13 protein-coding genes and 1 tRNA gene are annotated in these 17,870 nt (G+C 57.0%); 12 read left to right on the top strand and 2 right to left on the bottom strand.

Features of this window, described 5'->3' with window-relative positions:
- Window positions 1-82 precede the first annotated feature (82 nt).
- From FVQ81_06685 to FVQ81_06645, 9 genes are all read left to right on the top strand, one after another.
- Window positions 83-158: transfer RNA gene (locus FVQ81_06685), tRNA-Ala, on the top strand.
- A gap of 271 nt (window positions 159-429) precedes the next feature.
- Window positions 430-1,533 carry a DegT/DnrJ/EryC1/StrS family aminotransferase gene (locus tag FVQ81_06680; protein ID MBW7996243.1) on the top strand — a complete coding sequence of 368 codons (1,104 nt, stop codon included), beginning with the start codon at window positions 430-432 and terminating at the stop codon, window positions 1,531-1,533.
- A 54-nt stretch (window positions 1,534-1,587) separates the two neighbouring features.
- The gene (locus tag FVQ81_06675; protein MBW7996242.1) at window positions 1,588-2,865 is read left to right on the top strand and encodes a glycosyltransferase family 4 protein; all 1,278 of its coding nucleotides are present in this window, start codon (window positions 1,588-1,590) and stop codon (window positions 2,863-2,865) included.
- 86 nt (window positions 2,866-2,951) lie between these two features.
- A complete protein-coding gene (locus tag FVQ81_06670; GenBank protein ID MBW7996241.1) occupies window positions 2,952-4,001 on the top strand; it encodes a Gfo/Idh/MocA family oxidoreductase in 1,050 nt (349 codons plus the stop codon).
- A 230-nt stretch (window positions 4,002-4,231) separates the two neighbouring features.
- A complete protein-coding gene (locus FVQ81_06665) occupies window positions 4,232-6,244 on the top strand; it encodes a tetratricopeptide repeat protein (GenBank protein ID MBW7996240.1) in 2,013 nt (670 codons plus the stop codon).
- A gap of 270 nt (window positions 6,245-6,514) precedes the next feature.
- Entirely contained in the window at window positions 6,515-6,913 is a 399-nt protein-coding gene (locus FVQ81_06660) for a cyclic nucleotide-binding domain-containing protein (GenBank protein ID MBW7996239.1), read from the top strand.
- Window positions 6,914-7,026: 113 nt separating this feature from the next.
- Window positions 7,027-9,264 carry an ATP-dependent RecD-like DNA helicase gene (locus tag FVQ81_06655; GenBank protein ID MBW7996238.1) on the top strand — a complete coding sequence of 746 codons (2,238 nt, stop codon included), beginning with the start codon at window positions 7,027-7,029 and terminating at the stop codon, window positions 9,262-9,264.
- 181 nt (window positions 9,265-9,445) lie between these two features.
- Complete coding sequence (pyrF, locus tag FVQ81_06650; protein ID MBW7996237.1) at window positions 9,446-10,231, top strand: orotidine-5'-phosphate decarboxylase; 786 nt, start codon at window positions 9,446-9,448, stop codon at window positions 10,229-10,231.
- A gap of 42 nt (window positions 10,232-10,273) precedes the next feature.
- Complete coding sequence (locus FVQ81_06645; GenBank protein MBW7996236.1) at window positions 10,274-10,711, top strand: transcriptional repressor; 438 nt, start codon at window positions 10,274-10,276, stop codon at window positions 10,709-10,711.
- Window positions 10,712-10,825: 114 nt separating this feature from the next.
- Here the strand turns inward: FVQ81_06645 and FVQ81_06640 are convergent, their stop codons facing one another.
- Together FVQ81_06640 and lnt are read right to left on the bottom strand one after the other, a co-directional pair.
- Window positions 10,826-11,842 (bottom strand): hypothetical protein, encoded by a 1,017-nt coding sequence (locus tag FVQ81_06640; protein ID MBW7996235.1) that lies wholly within the window; start codon window positions 11,840-11,842, stop codon window positions 10,826-10,828.
- 224 nt (window positions 11,843-12,066) lie between these two features.
- Window positions 12,067-13,587, bottom strand: a complete 1,521-nt coding sequence (lnt, locus tag FVQ81_06635) for an apolipoprotein N-acyltransferase (protein ID MBW7996234.1) — start codon at window positions 13,585-13,587, stop codon at window positions 12,067-12,069.
- A 131-nt stretch (window positions 13,588-13,718) separates the two neighbouring features.
- On the opposite strand from lnt, the gene FVQ81_06630 reads away from it, so the two are divergent.
- The 3 genes from FVQ81_06630 to FVQ81_06620 all read left to right on the top strand — a co-directional run bounded on the left by FVQ81_06630 (window position 13,719) and on the right by FVQ81_06620 (window position 17,856).
- Window positions 13,719-14,384: a 1-acyl-sn-glycerol-3-phosphate acyltransferase gene (locus FVQ81_06630; protein MBW7996233.1), complete on the top strand. Its 666-nt coding sequence runs from the start codon at window positions 13,719-13,721 to the stop codon at window positions 14,382-14,384.
- A 139-nt stretch (window positions 14,385-14,523) separates the two neighbouring features.
- Window positions 14,524-16,926, top strand: a complete 2,403-nt coding sequence (locus tag FVQ81_06625; protein ID MBW7996232.1) for a 30S ribosomal protein S1 — start codon at window positions 14,524-14,526, stop codon at window positions 16,924-16,926.
- Between the two features lie 198 nt (window positions 16,927-17,124).
- Window positions 17,125-17,856: a class I SAM-dependent methyltransferase gene (locus FVQ81_06620; GenBank protein MBW7996231.1), complete on the top strand. Its 732-nt coding sequence runs from the start codon at window positions 17,125-17,127 to the stop codon at window positions 17,854-17,856.
- Window positions 17,857-17,870: the final 14 nt, after the last annotated feature.

The raw sequence follows: 17,870 nt of genomic DNA, 5'->3' as shown, positions 1-17,870 counted from the left end.
CGGGCGCTGAACTCCGGGCGAGGAAAGCCTTTACAACCGGATGTGAATCAGCTATCTTCCCGGCACTTATCCAGCGCTCGACGGGGCAGTAGCTCAGTTGGGAGAGCGCAGCCTTCGCAAGGCTGAGGTCGTCGGTTCGATCCCGATCTGCTCCACCATTACTGAAGCCCGTGTTTTCCTTGGTTCCGGGAGACACGGGCTTTGCTGTTTTATACCGACCGCTGCTCGGCTTCGGCCTGCCACCAGCTGTCTCACCCAACCCTGAAATCTATCAGCATTGCAATGTATCGGCGGAGAATCTAAATTGAAGCCATTCCTGATCCGAGGTCGCTCGTGCGCCCCGCGGTGCCAAAAAATGCAGCGGCCGGCCGGCTTTCACCGCCAGGATGTACCGGAAAATCTCGATAACCATGCAGGACGTGGTGCCGGATGAAAATCCCATTCATGAATCTCTCCCGCCAGAATCAAAGACTGAAACAGGAATACCTGTCAGCTTTTGAGCGGATTATCGCAAGCAGCGGGTTTATTCTCGGCAGGGAGGTGGCCGAGTTCGAGCAGGCGTTCGCCTCTTACCAGGGAGTCAATCACTGTCTGGGCACCTCGAACGGGACAACCGCTCTGCACCTGGCTTTGCATGCCTGCGGTATCGGGCCGGGCGATGAAGTGATCACGGTGCCTAACACGTTCGCGGCCACCGCGGAGGCAATCATCCACTGCGGCGCGAAACCGGTGTTCGTGGACGTGGATCCGGATTCGTATCTCATGGAACCGTCCCTGCTGGAGCGCGCGGTAACCTCGAAAACCAGAGCCGTGGTCCCGGTTCATCTCCACGGCGCGATGGCTCCGCTGGAAGACATTCAGCGGATTGCGGAGTCAAATGATTTACTCGTAATCGAAGACGCGGCCCAGGCCCATGGGGCGGAACTTAATGGAAAGCGGGCGGGTTCGTTCGGGCAGGCGGCTGCGTTCAGTTTTTATCCCGGTAAAAATCTGGGAGCGTTGGGCGACGCCGGCTGCGTGGTGACAAATGACAAGGGTCTCCATGAAAAAATGGCGATGTTGCGCAACCACGGAACCAGCAAAAAATACAGCCATGAGCTTGTGGGATTCAATTACAGGATGGATGCTTTCACGGGCGCGGTCCTGGGGGCCAAGCTGCCTCATCTGGAAAAATGGACTGAAACCCGCCGCAAAAGGGCCGCTCTGTACCGGGAATTGCTTGAAGGGAGTGGATTAAAGCTGCCGGCCGAACAGCCGGGTTCGAGGCATGTCTTTTACGTGTTCGTTGTCGAGTCCCCTGCCCGCGATGAGTTGATAGATTTTCTCGCCGGACAGGGAATCCAGGCGATTATCCATTACCCGGTCCCGCTGCATCTGCAGAAAGCTTTCTCGGCCCTAGGGTACTCCCGGGGGGATTTCCCCGTGGCTGAGCAGTCGGCGGACCGGATGGTTTCATTGCCCTTGTGCGCCGAAATAACCGAAGAGGAAGTGGCGGAAACTTGCCGTGCTGTCAAGGAATTCATCTCAACCTAAGACTGTGTGTGTAATACTTGCCGCTTGCCACCTTTCACCACGGGCCGATTGTCTTTGAACAGAGTAATTTACCTTATCGCCCTGGAAAAAGTATTCAATAACGCGATATTCGAAAACCAGGTTAAAAAGCTGCTGGTCGGGCTTAAGCGCAGGAAGGGTGAACACCTGGAGCTGACGCTGCTGGTTCTGCTGCCATGGATCGAGCTGACCAGGCGCGGGCTTTATTCGAATTTCAAAGTGTACCGCAGGGAACTTGCCGAGCTGCGGGAGGAGTTGGCAGGTGCGGGAATCAAACTGGTCGTGTCGAGGACCATGTTCCCGTCGGCCTTCTTCTCGATGAAGATGCCGGGCCTGTTCTGTTTCAGCTTGCTGACCCTGCCGGTTGTCTGGTACCAGATTCTCGTCAGGCGGGCGAAGATAGTCCATTGCAGATACTATTACGCCACTTTTGTTGCGCTGCTTGCTTCCAGGTTGTCGGTCAACAGGGTGAAAGTGATTTTCGATGTACGTTCCCTGCTGCCGGAACAGGGGATAGTCAACAATATCTGGAAGAAGGAAGATTCTGCGTTCAAGTTCTGGAAGCGAGTGGAAAGATGGATGTTGAATCGCGCTGACCGGGTTATTGCAGTCGCTCCGGCGATGTCTGATTTGATCCGGGCACAGCACGGTCAGGTTCGGGTGGAGACGATTCCGAATTTCGTCGATTCGGGGGTTTTCCACCCTGACAGCGACCTGCGCAACGCCAAAAGGCGGGAACTGGGGCTTGAAAACAGAATAGTACTTCTGTACTCAGGAACTCTGGGAGGGAGGTACCCCTCCGGCAGAATGGCCGAGTGCGTAAAATTGTTCTTCGCTAGTTTCGGCAGGGACAGCTTCTTCCTGATTCTGACCAGTTCCGACGAAAAAAGAGTCGAACCGCTTGCCCGTGAATTAACAGCTTCGGGTTTGGAGCGGGGCGCAAGCTGGCAGGCGATGGAGGCCTCTGCAGCCGAGGTGCCGGCTTATCTCAATGCCGCCGACTGGTCGCTGCTGGTTATTGCTGATTTTTTGACCGGCGAAACATTTTTACCAATCAAATTCGCCGAGTACCTCGCGGTCGGGTTGCCTGTGCTTACACACCCGCGCAACAAAGCGATCGCGGCCATCCTGAAAAAGTACCGGATCGGCGCGGAACTGGATGCCGGTTTGTCGATTCAGGAGCTGGGCGACAGCCTTCGCCGCGATGAAGCCCGGATGCGCGAAAACTGTGTGGCGACAGCTCGCGAAAATTTTTCCCTCGAGCGCTTTACCCTACGCTACGCGGAGATTTACAGCGAGCTGACCCAAAAATAACGAACAGGACAACTGGAGTCTGGCATGAATCGTGATACGAATTTAGATCATTCAGGTTTCACGAACTGGACGAGGATAAAAAATCTATGCTGAAAGTCGCCCTGATCGGTTGCGGCCGGATCAGCAGGAAGCATGTCGCCGTCTTAGAAGCCATCGAGGATACCCGGCTTTGCGCTGTCTGCGACATTATCGAGCAGCGCGCGCGGGAATGCGCGGAACCTCTTGAGATCCCTTTCTATACGGATTACCACCGGATGCTGGACCGGGAAAAACCGGACCTGGTCCATGTTCTGACTCCCAGCGGTCTGCACGCCAAGCACGTCCTGGATATCGTGGGCTATGGCTGCCATATCGTGGTTGAAAAACCGATGGCCCTGACCCTGGAGCAGGCCGACAGCATGATCGAGGCCTGCGACCGGGCCGGCAAGAAACTGTTCGTGGTCAAGCAGAACCGGTACAATCTCGCAGTCCAGCAATTGAAAAAAGCGCTCGACGCCGGCCGGTTCGGGAAACTCGTACTCGGCACTGTCCGCGTAAGGTGGTGCCGCCGGCAGGAATATTACGACATGGACCCCTGGCGCGGCACCTGGGCGATGGATGGCGGAGTGTTGACCAATCAGGCCAGTCACCATATTGACCTGCTGGAATGGTGCATGGGAAAAGTGGAAAGCGTGTTCGCCAAAACCACCACCCGCCTGGTAGATATCGAGGTTGAGGACACCGGTGTGGCTGTCCTGCGTTTCGCCAGCGGAGCGCTGGGGATTATCGAGGCCACCTCCGCAACCAGGCCCAGGGACCTCGAGGGCTCGATTTCGATCCTCGGCGAAAACGGCTCTGTCGAAATCGGCGGGTTTGCGGTAAATGAAATCAGGACCTGGAATTTCGCTGACGAGGATGAGCAGGATGACTTGATCAGAACGAAATATAACCAGAACCCTCCGGATGTTTACGGTTTCGGCCACAAACTGTTTCTGGAAAATGTGGTCCATTCCATCAAATCCAACACTAGCGGCCTGGTGCATGGACTCGAGGGCCGTAAGTCGCTGGAGTTGATTAACGCGATCTACGAGTCGGTGGAAACCGGGCGGGAAGTGATGCTCAGGTTTCAGGCCCACCAATGCAGACTGGGGCGCTAAGTTATCTGCTCCTTAGATATTTAGCCTTTTTAACCCGGATTCTCCTCGCAGACTTCTAATTTGACAAACTTCCAGTAAACCTCTATTATAGTTTGGGAGTAGTGCACACAGATCTACAGCACGGCACATCGATTGGGCATCTCATGCATCGAAAGATAACAGGCACGAATTTCTCCTTTTGAAGTAAGTCACCCCTTGCTCCACAGTTCTTGTCTGATGAGCTGGTTCAAATGACAGAGCAGCGCAAATTATCAGCGATCATGTTCACCGACCTGGTAGGGTACAGCGCCCTGTCCCAGCGGGATGAAGCCCTGGCCCTGGAGCTGTTGGAGGAACACCGGCAGCTGCTCCGGCCCCATTTTGCCCAGTACAACGGCACCGAGATCAAGACCATCGGCGACGCCTTCCTGGTGGAGTTTGCCAGCGCGGTGGAGGCGGCCCGCTGCGCCATTGACATCCAGAAGACCATGAAGGCCCACACTTCCGTGGTAGCGCCTGAGCGGTGTATACAAGTCCGCATCGGTCTGCACGTGGGAGACGTGGTGATCAAGGAAGGGGACATCCTGGGTGACGGTGTCAATATCGCCTCGCGGATCGAGCCCCTGGCCCAGCCGGGTGGTATCTGCGTGTCGGAAGATGTTGCTCGCCAGATCGAAAACAAGCTTGATCTGCCCCTGGAACTGCTGGGCGAAAAGGAGCTGAAGGGCATCAAGAAGCCGGTGACGGTCTACCGCCTCGTCCTGCCCTGGGAGAAGAAAGCCGGGTTCCTGCGGCGGACGCGCCTGGCTCTCCGCAAGCCATCGAGTGCCCGCTTGGTCCTGGCGGGGATGCTTGTTCTGCTCATCGCGGCGGGAGGAGTCTGGTGGTGGACGAGCCAGCGAGTGCCCTCCATCAGGCCAGGGCAGATCACCCGCCTCGCCGTGCTGCCCTTTGCTAACCTGATGAACGACCCGGACCAGGAATACTTTGTTGACGGTATCCATGATGCACTACTCACCGAGCTGGCCAAGATAGGGGGGATGACCGTCATTTCCCGGCAGTCAGTCATGAGATACAAAGGGTCGGACAAACCGCTCCGGGAGATCGCAAGCGAGCTGCAGGCGCACGCCCTGATAGAGGGTTCCGTGCTACGCGCCGGAGATGACGTGCGCGTCAACGTCCAGCTCATCGAAGCGGCCGCTGACCGGCATCTATGGGCGGAGGTATTTGATCGCAAGCTGGAAAATGTGCTGGCCCTGCACAGTGATGTGGTCCGGGCCGTCGCAGGCGAGATCAAAGCCGCGCTGACCCCGGAACAGGAGGCCCGGTTGGACAGCGCCCGCCAGGTCAATCCCGAGACCTACGAGGCTTACCTTAAGGGGATGTTCTACTTGAACAAGTTTGAAACCAAAAAAGGCCTTGCCTATTTCAACCAGGCAATTGAAAATGACCCGGCGGATCCCTTGGCGTATGCGGGGCTGGCACTCGGTTACGTCACTATCGGTCATAGCAATGCGGCTACACCGGATGTCTGGCCAAGGGCCCGGGCAGCAGCACTAACGGCATTAAGGCTGGATGAAACGCTGGCCGAGGGACACTCCGCTTTAGCTGAAGTCAAGGCCTACTACGAATGGGACTGGGAGGGCGCGGAGCAGGCTTTCCTGCGTGCCGATGAACTAAATTCCAATCTGGCCATGAATCACTACCACTATGCTTGGTATCTCGCTCTGTTCGGGCGCCTGGATGAAGCCATCGTAGAACATAAACGGGCCCAGGAGCTGGATCCGCTAACGCCCCATCACACGATCTGGCTGGGAGGGCTGTACAGGATAGGCGGCGATTATGAGAAGGCGATAGCAGAAATCCAGAAGGTGCTCGAATTGAATCCCGATCACAGGACTGCGTTGCGCGTCTTGGGAGATGTTTTAGCGGACGCGGGTATGTATGAGGAGGCCATCGCGGCATACCAAAAGGTCGGCATTTCGGGGGATCTTGGGCGTACCTATGCGCTGGCCGGCAGGCAGGATGAGGCGCGGAAGATACTGGCTGAATTGGAAGAAAAGGAAGCCACACCAGGGAGAGCTTGGGGCCTGGCCATATTGTACACAGCCCTGGGGGAAAAAGATGAGGCATTCCGCTGGCTGGCTTATGAGCCGCCTTACTTCGCGATCCCCTGGGTCAGGGTGCTTCCGCAGTTCGAGCCTCTATGGGACGATCCACGCTTCAAAGATCTGCTGCAGCGAATGAACCTCCCGGAGAGATAGGTATGGCTGTTACGCAACGCGGAGGAGGACCAAGTCTCTGACAGGTCGGTGTCCCGCCAAGCCACCTGGCGGGTAATCGCTATCCAGGGGCCGATGCGATGGCTGAAAAAAACTTAAGTGCAAAACTGCGGGAAATCCCGCAGGTTTTTTTGCCGTTGAAAAAATTCTCATCCTCATTGCAAAATTGAAAAATTATAATTATTATCGATTTGGCCGTATGTGCAGGATGGTAACCAATATTAAAACCCGTGCGGGGGGAGAGCGCGCTGCATGAGTGCTGTCGAAAAAGTTTTCCACAGCGGAGAGACCATTATCAGCGAGGGCCATTTCGCCAGTTCCCTGTACGTTATCTGTCAGGGCAAGGTCGATGTGTTCAAGCACGGAAAGCAGAAAGAACAGGTGCTCGTGGCGCAACTGGGTCCCGGCGATTTTTTCGGCGAGATGAGCCTGCTGGATCCCGAGCACAGTATTCACAGCGCCACAGTACGGGCTGCCGAGGACACTACTGTAGCAATCACCGACCGTGAGGATTTCGACCGCTACCTGGGCAAGATGACCCCCGGGATGAAAAACCTGCTGCTGCACCTGGTGAAAAAACTCAGGGACACCACCGAGAAACTGGCCATGCTGCACGGAGAAATACCCGGGAAACAATCCAGGGCAGAGTAAAACCTGCCTGCACGGACAAACGATTCATTTTATGCGCCGCGGGAAATCCCGTGGCTTTTTTATTTGCGGTGGCCTGAGCGGGCTAAGCAGTTATATTTGCTTGATACCAGTCAGTGACTCACAGCCCTTTATCCGGCGAAGCTGAATTGTCCGATACTATCAGCGGCTACCTGGAAACGATCACGTTCCGCAACGAGGAGAACGGCTATACTATCGCTCGCCTGCACAGCGAAGCCGATAGTGCGCCGGTAACGATTGTAGGGCACCTCTCGGGAGTGAACGAGGGAGAGACGCTCCGGCTGTGCGGTGAGTGGAAGCAGCACCCCCGTTTCGGCAGGCAGTTCCAGGTCGATTCTTTCGAGTTCGTCAATCCGGACACGGAGCAGGGAATCGAGCGCTACCTGGGCAGCGGACTGATCAAGGGTATCGGTCCGGTTATCGCCGAGCGGATTGTTGCGGCGTTCGGGCGGGAGACCCTGGAAGTGATCGAAAACCGCACCGAGCTGCTGAAAACCGTACCGGGCCTGGGCAAAAAGAAAGTCGCCCGGATCAAGGAGGCCTGGGGCGAGCAGCGGGAAATCCGTCGGTTGATGATCTTCCTGCAGGGCCATGGGATCGGCGGGGCGCTCGCCGCGAGGATCTTCCGACGGTACAGGGATCGCGGCGTGGAAGCGGTCAGCCGCGACCCCTACGCTCTGGCCCGCGAGGTGCGCGGGATAGGGTTCGCCACCGCCGACCGGATAGCCCGCAGCCTCGGCTTTGCCCCGGACAACCCCGCGCGGCTCGAAAGCGGCCTGGTCTACACCGGCGAACTGGCCGCGGACCGGGGCCACACCAGCCTGCCCTTGAAACTCTTTCTTCGCAGGGCGTCGGAGCTCCTTGAAGTCGATGCCGGCATGCTGGAGGAGGTGCTGAACAGGCTCGCCGATCTGGGACGGCTGGAGCTGGAAAACGGCGATGACGGGACTCATGTCTATACCTCCGAGTGTCACTGGGCGGAAATAACTGTCGCCGACAACCTGAAACGATTGATGGAGCAGACCGGGCTGGATCTGGATAACAGCCATCCGTCAGGTTGTTCAGGCTTGGATACGATCGCGAAATTCGAGCGATCGCGCAGACTGAAGTTGAGCGCCAATCAGCGCCGGGCAATCGACGGGGCCTTCGGCGAGCGCGTCTGCATTATTACCGGCGGTCCCGGCACCGGCAAGACCACCCTGGTGGCCGCGCTGGTTGCACTGGCCGATCAGTTGGGGATCACTGCCGTCCTGGCCGCTCCCACCGGCCGTGCGGCCAAGAGAATGAGCGAAGCCACCGGCAGCGCGGCCTCCACCATTCACCGCATGCTGGGCTGGAGTTTCAGCGAGGGCTCTTTCCTGCATAACCAGCAGCGCAGACTTAAGGGCGATCTGTTTGTGATCGACGAAGTATCGATGGTGGATATCAAGCTGATGGCCAGCCTGCTGGAAGCCTTGCCTGATGGCGCGGTACTGGTGCTGATGGGCGATTCCGACCAGTTGCCGTCGATAGGACCCGGCCGCGTCCTGGCCGACCTGATCGGCAGCGGGAAGATACCCACCTTCAGGCTCGAGGAAATATTCAGGCAGGCGGGCAGGAGCCGGATCGTGCAGAACGCCCACCGTGTCCGCCAGGGGCAGATGCCCGAGGGCGCACCGCCGCTGGAGGATCAGGAGTCGGACAGCGGATTGTCTCCCGGCGAGAACGATTTCTTCATCGTTAACCAGCGCGATCCGCTGAAAGCCCGTGAGATGCTGGTCAAATTGGCCGGCGAGCGCCTGGCCGCCAGGTTCGGGATCGATCCCGCCAGCCAACTGCAGGTGATTACCCCGATGAACCGCGGCGAGTGCGGCACCCGTGAGCTCAACCGGGCGCTCCAGGCGGAGCTCAATCCAGCCGGCGCCAAAATCACTTTTACCGGCGGCGGGTTCAGAGTCGGCGACAGGGTGATGCAGGTGCGCAACGACTACGAGAAGGACGTGTTCAACGGCGACGTGGGCCGGATAGTCTCCGCCGAGAGTGAAAGCCAGACCGTGCTGGTGGATTACGACGGCCGACTGGTGGCATACGAGGGGATGGAACTCGACGACCTCAATATGGAATACGCCGTAACGGTCCATAAGAGCCAGGGCAGCGAATACCCGGCGGTGCTGATTATCCTTCTGCCGGAGCACCGGGTGATGCTGCAGCGCAACTTGCTCTACACGGCGATCTCCAGGGGCAAAAACCTGGTGGTATTGATCGGTGATCCTTCGGCTGTAAAAAGAGCTGTATCAAATACGCGTGTCCAGCTGCGCCATACCCGTCTGGCGGCGAGATTGAAAAAAATGTAAAATAGTGTTGACAATTATTCTCAATCTGTGTAGATATGTATTGGTATCCGAAGCAATGATTGTATTTCTTGTTCTCAATCGGGTTGTCGGCGACTGGTATCGCGGGCTGGCCTTCAAATTCACCTGACTCTGGTTGTGAGTATCCGGGAGGGGAAGTTTAGTGGGACACTGCTGGTCGCGAATCGCAAAACTCCAGGAAAAGAACGCCAGCCGCCTGTGTGTTGGACTGGATGCCGATCCGCGAAAGTTCCCCGGGAAACTCAAAGACCGGAACGATCTCGTTTACGAGTTCAACCGCGATGTTATCGACGCCACGCTTGATCTTGTCTGCGCCTACAAACCCAATGCGGCTTTCTACGAAGCGCTGGGCGAACAGGGAACCGTTGCGCTCAGGAAAACGATAGAATATATCGCTGGACGCGTCCCGGTGATCCTCGATGTCAAGCGGGGAGATATCGGTAACACGGCGGCCCGTTATGCGGCCGCGGTGTTCGAGGATATGAACGCGGATGCGGTGACTCTGAATCCCTACATGGGCTTCGATGCGGTTGAGCCGTTCATGGCCTGCGAGGGCAAGGGAATATTCCTGCTCTGCCTGACCAGCAACGAGGGCAGCCGCGATTTCCAGTTGTATCCTGACGGAGATCAGCTTTATGCCCGCGTTGCCCGCAAGGCGGTGGAATGGGACGATGGGGCGGGGCGGCTCGGGCTGGTTGTGGGAGCCACCCATCCGGAGACGGTCGGAGAGGTGAGAAGCCTCGCCGGGAACCTCCCGTTCCTGCTGCCCGGCATCGGTGCGCAGGGAGGGGCGATTGAATCTGTAGCAGCAGCGGAAGTCGAGGGAGACGGGCCGGGCGTGGTGGTCAACTCAAGCCGCGGAGTGATCTACGCGGGCGAGGGGGAGGGCTGGGCTGAAGACGTACGCCGGTCCGCGCTTGAACTGAAATATATGATTGGCGTCAGATAAACGAACAGGATCAACCGCTTAACAAATACCTCTGGAGGAGAAATGCCGGAAGACCTTACTGATCAATTCATAAGATTCCTGCGCGAGAACGGGTACCTGGTTACCCGGCAGCGCAAACGAATCGCGGAAATCATTTTCAACACTCCGGGCCACCTCAGTGTCGAGGATATCCAGAACCTGCTGCGGCAGAAAAAAATCTCGGCCTCGATTGCCTCGATCTACCGTACTCTCGACGTGCTGATCAAGAGCGATCTGGTGGTTCAGCACCGTTTCGGCAAACGCTTCAAACGATTCGAGGCCGTGCGCCTGGATCAGCACCACGATCACCTGATCTGCACCAGTTGCGGCCGGGTGGAGGAATTCAAGAACAACACTATCGAGGACCTCCAGCTACGGGTGGCCAAGGAGCACAATTTCGAAATTGCCAACCACAAGCTGGATATCTACGGCCGCTGCAAGGCCTGCCGCCGCCGCGCCTGATTGCTGCGGAAAAATCGTAAGATGCGACACGTCGGCCGCCGGAGTCTACATCCTTCTCCGGCGGTCTTTTCGTTATCTCCTTTTCATGGGAATGGCTGAGCGGAAAGTCTTAGCTTAAGTGTGCAGTTCCCGGCTGCTTTGCGCGTTAAAATATCTTTTCATATAGAGTAGAAAACTGAAATATACTATCAATTGTACAACAAATAATATCTCGATAGCCACCTCATTTTTAGTAATTGCCTGTTTTAGCATTTCCAGCTGCTGTTCAGGCAAACCCGTCTTGTCAAAAAACTCCAGCAGGCTAACCTGCGAAAACGTTATTGCCATCGAAAGCGCACCGGCAATGGTGATCCAGGCAGCTAGCCACCACGCTTTGATGTTGAGTTTATATATTCCCCAGGCTGCGTAGCCAAGCAGCAACATGGTCACCATTCCTACCGTCGCACCCGCCATGCCGGTTAAAATGGTGCCGAAGAAAGGCATTATCCAATTGTTGAAACCGAGGTTAAGCATTGATAGCGCCCCGACTACGCACAAACCGCTTAGAAATAGAATGGGTAGCGGGCATTTGTCTGTCCAGATAATCCGGGGGTCTCTGTGCTCAAATGTGTCCTTCACCTTTTTTCTTGAATAGAAAAGAATCAGTACACCCGGTATAATTACGCCGACCGAGGCCATGAATCCAATCATTGCCCACTTCATGACGGCAGCCATTGCCGGAGTAATTTCCTTGCCTTTTGCCATTTCGCTTGACATGTCGGGCACCATCAAAGACATGTAGATTAATCCACCCAATCCTGTAATAAGCCCGAGCCATGAAGAAACAAGGATCAGGGATCTTGCCCACCGCCGGGCTTTGATCGAACCGATTCCCATCCAGATAAGCCAGGTGCCGATTCCCAAATAGATAATTATTCCGGGTATCATCATCACAGCACTCGGCGTCGGCCCGGAGGCCTCAGGATGAGCTTTTTCCACAACCATGCCGATTATCATCATCGGCGCAACAAGCACAGCGAGACCGCCCAATAAAACCTGCAGAATTCCAACAATGACTAGTCCTGTTTTGGGGTATGCATTTTCCGGACTGTCCCCATTTTCATTTACTTCCGTTGCATTGATTTCCGTCATTGGAGATTCTCCCGGCAAACTGTGCTCGACAATGGCGCTGGTTGAATTTAAATTTAAGAAACTATTCTCAATCTGTCAAATGCACTCGTATTAGGAATAGATTCATAAATTTCCTGGTTTAACAGTGATATACTGATGACGGGCTGACAGCGGAGGATTTCAAGAGATGGTGTCGGAGAGCAAACGCAACTAAACTGAATTACAGTAAATCCCGTCCATGTTTATCATTCTTTTCTTTTTTTGCCGCGGCTCCAGGAGATAGCAAGCAGCAGCAATGTCCCCACCCAGGCGATATGCGCCGGCCAGTCGCCGAGATGGTAGTAGAGCGTGTGGTTGGTGTAGGTATGGATCGTGTCCACAGCCGCCGTGCGCTCGAACAGTTTCGTGGCCCCGCGCCGTCGCCCCAGCCGGTCGTAGAACGCGCTGACCCCCGTGTTGGCCGAGCGCACGATATCCCGCCCCTGCTCGATAGCCCTCAGCACCAGGAACGAGCTGTGCTGGTAGGCGGCCGTAGTGCGCTCGAACCAGGCGTCGTTGGTGACATTGACCAGAAACGTGGCGCCCTCGGCCACGAACCGCCGCGACAGCTCCGGGAAGATCGACTCGAAACAGATCAGCACCCCGAACCGCTCCTGTTCCCGCTCCATCTCGAACACAGTAAAATTCTCGCCCGGCACAAAATGCGACCCGCCAACGTCGATTTCCTGCAGGAACGTGAACACGTCCTCGTAGGGAAACCGCTCGCTGATCGGAACCAGATGGATTTTGTCGTAGCCCTGCAGAAAGCGTCCGCCGGGAGAAAAGCTGAACGCGGAGTTGTAGGAGCGGTATTTCTGAGCCAGCGAGTCGTAGCGGTATTCGGGGGAGCCGGTGATGAGGTAGGCGTCGAGCTGCCGGGCCACGTCGCTCACGAACTGCTGGTACTTGAGCTCGATCCTCAGGTGGGCCGGCGTGGCCGCCTCGGGCCAGACAATCAATTGGGGGGATTCGCTTTTCTGCTCCAGGCTCAGGTTGCGCAGGATCAAAAACGTGCTGTCGCGCATCTCCGGCGCCCACTTGATCTCCTGGGGGATGCTGGGCTGGATAAACGCCACCCGTAGTTCGCCGGCCTCGCTTTCGGCTGAAGCCTGCATCCCGTAGCGCGCCAGCCCGAAAGCCAGCGGAACGGCCAGCAGGATAGCAAGCGCACCAATCATTTTCTTTCGATCCGCACTGCCGGCGACAATGCTGTAAACAACCGCGTTTATTCCCGCCAGCCACATGGTGACACCGTAGGGACCGGTCACCGAGGCGATCTGCAGCCAGACCGGGGTGTAGGTCAGGGTGTAGGAGAGCTGGCCCCAGGGAAAAGCGACATCGCCGTGGGCGTGAAGGTAGCTGACCGCGGTCCAGACCAGCGGAAACCCGACTGTGAACGGGATTCCCAGCCTGTCTCTCAGGCTGCGGACGCTGATTGAAACGAGTGTCATCACACTGCTCATGATCAGCACGCTCAGGATATAGCCCGCTTTTGTGTACAGGGTCATCCAGTACAGCAGTCCCAGCATAAAAACCATCCCGAACAGCATGGTGCCCGCCGCGGCCCGCCTGTGTGTCCGCGCCCGGTCGATGAGATACAGCAGGGGAACCAGTGCGATAAAGGGTGTGACGTACAACTCGAGGGGGGGAAAACTGAACAGCAGGAGCAATCCGCCGCACAGGGGGGCAAGGAACATCAGGACGTTTTCTCTGTTTTTTCCGCTCATGCCGGTAAACCATACCGCCGGTTGCCAAATGGCCTGTTTGCAGGTATTTTATACGCTCGTCGATCGGTTGTCTTTCGCGAGGCGGGGCGGGCCCCGTTCCTCTGGCGGAATCTATCCGGGAGGCCGGGAAAATGCCAGGCAAAAAGCTTAATAATATTATCTACAGTTTCAGCAAGTGGCTGGTGCGAGTTGTTTTTCGCCTGGCTTTCGGCTACAGGTACGAGGGGCGCGGGAATATTCCGTCCGCTGGGCCGCTGATAATCGCTTCAAACCATTGCAGCTATTTCGACCCGCCCACGGTGGGAGCCGCCGTGTCCAGGCCGATCTATTTCATGGCCAAGACAGAGCTGTTCGCCAACCCGTTCTACGGCGGCCTGATCCGGTACTTCCACTCGGTGCCCGTACGGCGGGGCGGGATGGACTGGAAAGCGATGGAAAACCTGAAACGAATCCTGAAAGAGGACGGCGTGCTGATCATGTTTCCCCAAGGTACCCGCCGCGCCGAGGGCGCCGAGCTGGGCAAGCCGAAATTCGGGGTGGGGATGCTGGCCCAGGAAACCCAGGCGACAATCATCCCCACGTTCATGGTCGGCACCGGCCGTCTCAAGGATGCCTTCCTGCGCCGCCGTCCGATGAGGGTTTACTACGGCGAGCCGATTGGCCCGGAGGACTACGCGGCTTTCGAGGAAGGGCCGCGCGGACAGTTGCAGATAGCCGAACTTGTGATGGATAGGATCGCCGAGCTCGCCCGCAGCCACTATCCCGAGGAGTTCGTTTCCGGCAATCCGCAACGATAGAGTATTTTCCGCTGCTCCCTCTCAGAAAGTATTGACAAACCGATAGTTACTCCTTATGATTAAATCCTTTCTCTATCGCCCGGCAACAAGGGGCGAATGTTTCCAACTCTATACTTTTTAACGAGGTCCGGAATAATCCATGACTGAACAGGAAAACAAGAACCCTCAATCTCAGCAGGACGAGCAGGCGCAGGATCAGTCCGCTGAGCAGACTCAGGCGGCCGACGCCGCAGCCGAAAACACCGAAACAGAACAGCAGGAGCCAGCTCAGGTAGAGGCGGCAGTTGAAGAGACCGCCGCCGAGGAAGACACCGCCGCCGTGGCCGTGGCCAGCGAGGAGCCGAAAGCGGCAGAGCCCGATTACGACGACGAGGAATACTGGGCACTGCAGGACGAGGGAGTCGAGTACGGCAAGGAAGAGTACGATCAGATGATGGCCATGTACGAGTCCACGCTGACCAGTATCGAGGAAGGCGAGTTGATCAAGGGCAAGGTGCTGCGGATCAACGAGTCCAATGTAGTACTCGATATCGGCTTCAAAAGCGAGGGCTCTATCTCCAAAGACGAGTTCAAGAATCAGGAAGAAATAAGTGTCGGCGACGAGGTGGAAGTCTTCCTCGAAAGCCTTGAGGACGAGGACGGCGTAGTTGTCCTGTCGAAGAAGAAAGCGGATTTTCTGCGTGTCTGGGACCATATCCGCAAGGCTCACGAGAGCGACGACCTTATCGAGGGTACGATCTCCCGCCGGATCAAGGGTGGCGTGGTCGTGGACCTGCTGGGTGTCGATGCGTTCCTGCCTGGCAGCCAGATCGCCCTGCGACGCATCCCCAACATGGACGAGCTGATCGGCCAGAGCTTCAAGTTCAAGATCATCAAGATCAACAAGCGCCGTCGCAATATCGTCATCAGCCGCCGTGTTATCCTGGAAGGCGAGCGCGAGAAGAAGAAAGAGAAACTGCTCCAGGAACTGGAAGTAAACCAGACCCGCGAGGGACAGGTCAAGAATATCACCGATTTCGGCGCGTTTATCGATCTCGGCGGCGTGGACGGCCTGCTGCATATCACCGACATGTCATGGGGCCGCGTGTCCCATCCCAGCGAGCTGGTCGCCCTGGGCGAAAAAATTCAGATCAAGATCTTGGACCTCGATTTCAAGAGCGGCCGGATCAGCCTGGGACACAAGCAGCTAACCCCGTACCCGTGGGAGAACGCCGAGGAGAAGTACCTGGTCGGTTCAAAAGTGCGCGGCAAGGTGGTCTCGATCACCAACTACGGCGCTTTTGTCGAACTGGAAAAGGGTATCGAGGGCTTGGTGCATATCAGCGAAATGAGCTGGACTCGCCATATCCGTCACCCCTCAAAGGTAGTGGCGATCGGCGATACGGTCGAAACGATGGTGCTGAATATCAATCCCGATGAAGAGAAAATCTCTCTCGGGATCAAGCAACTCGAGCAGGACCCGTGGGACACGATCAGCAACAAATATCCGGTCGGCACCATGATCGAGGGCCGGGTGCGCAACCTGACCAGCTACGGTGCGTTCGTCGAGATCGAGGAGGGTATCGACGGGCTGGTGCATATCAGCGATATGTCGTGGACCAAGCGGATCCATCACCCCAGCGAAGTGGTCAAGAAGGGTGACAAGGTCCAGGTGGTCGTGCTCAACATGGATGTCGACAATAAGCGGATCAGCCTGGGAATCAAGCAGCTCCAGGAGAACCCGTGGGACAACCTGCCGGAAAAATTCCCGGTCGGTGCCGAGGTCGAGTGCCAGATTGTCCGTCTGCTGGAAAAGGGCGTGGTCGTGGACCTGGGTGAGGATGTCGAGGGTTTCGTGCCGATCAGCCAGCTCGGTGTGCGCGGCGCTGTAAACAACCCGGCCGAGGTATACAAGGTCGGCGACGATCTGGAACTGAAGGTGATCGAGGTCGATCCGGACAACCACCGGATTGTCCTGACGGTCAAGGACATGGCCCAGGCCAAGAAGTACGCCAAGGACAAGATGAAGGAACTCAAAGAGAAGAAAGAAGCCGAGCAGGCGGAGTTGGATGCCGCCGAACAGGCCGTGGCCGATGAGGACGGCGACGGCGGCGATGACCAGGCCGATGAAGCCGCTGAAGATGTCCGCGAAGAGAAGGCCGCCGGGGATCAGGACGGTGGTGACGGGGCCGAAGAGGAACTGCCCGGACAGGACAGCGGCGAGCAGGAAGAAGAGGCTGCCGGGGCGGATGACGAGAGCGATCAGGGTAAGGATCAAGAGCAGGTGGCCGAGGCTGCCGGGGCGGATGACGAAAGCGATCAGGGTAAGGATCAAGAGCAGGTGGCCGAGGCTGCCGGGACGGATGACGAGAGCGATCCCGGTAAGGATCAAGAGCAGGTGGCCGAGGCTGCCGGGACGGATGACGAAAGCGATCCCGGTAAGGATCAAGAGCAGGTGGCCGAGGCTGAAAACGAGCAGGATGAAAGCGAAGACGAGAGTGACGAGGTAACGGTAGAGTCCGGACAGGACGAACAGGTGGAGGAAGAGGCTAAAGAGAATTAATTCAGCGACAATCGATAGATTGCCGTTCGAATCCGCTCGATCTGAGGGGTGCGCGTAACGCTACGCGCACCCCTTTTCTCTACCTCTCGGACAGGAAAAGATGATTGCCATCGCACGGCGGATTTACTATTATAAGTCTCCTGAGGGAGCCGACGGCGGGGAAGTCCGCGGAGTCAGCGACGGCAGTGCGGAGAGTGGATGAAGGACAGTAAAGAGTTGATGGCGGATTTCGCCGGGCTTGAAACCACATACTGGTTCTACGCGGCCAGGCTCGATATTCTGCGCAGGCTGTTTGAGGGCCTGATCGAACCCGGCTCCCTGATCGCCAATATCGGGTGCGGGCCCGGTGCGACCAGCAGACTGGCGGCCGATTTCGGTGATGTGATCAGTGTCGATTACTCTCTCGACGCGCTGCACTTTACCGCCGAACGCGGAATAAAAAATCTGGCCAGCGCCGACTGCACGGCTCTTCCGCTGGCTGCCGAGGCATGCGATATCGCTCTCTGTCTCGATGTGATGGAGCATATCGATGATCACCGCGCCTTTGCCGATGAGCTCTTTCGTATTCTGGCGCCCGGCGGCAAGCTGGTTGTCACCGTCCCGGCCGGGATGTGGCAGTGGACCCGGCGGGACACGGTATTCGGTCATTACCGCCGCTACTCGGCCCGTTCCCTGGGACGCGTGCTGGCGGGCGCAGGGTTCAGCCTGGAACTGACCACTCATTTCAATTCCCTGTTGTTCCCGCTTAACGCGCTGGATGTGCTGGTGGACAGGTTCAGAAAAAATGTCAGCGAGGAGAACTGTTACCCGCGGTTCAATCCAGTGTTGAACGGGATTCTGCGGTCAGTATTCTCGTTGGAAAAATTCTTTATCCCCAGGCCGGGCTTTCCGTTTGGACGCTCGCTGCTGGCGGTGGCTGTCAGGGTCTGAAACTCAAACTGAAA

The sequence above is a fragment of the Candidatus Glassbacteria bacterium genome (assembly GCA_019456185.1).
Taxonomy (GTDB): domain Bacteria; phylum Gemmatimonadota; class Glassbacteria; order GWA2-58-10; family GWA2-58-10; genus JAJRTS01.
The sequence above is the reverse complement of the archived record's forward strand: the minus strand, read 5'-3'. Positions and strand labels throughout refer to the sequence as shown.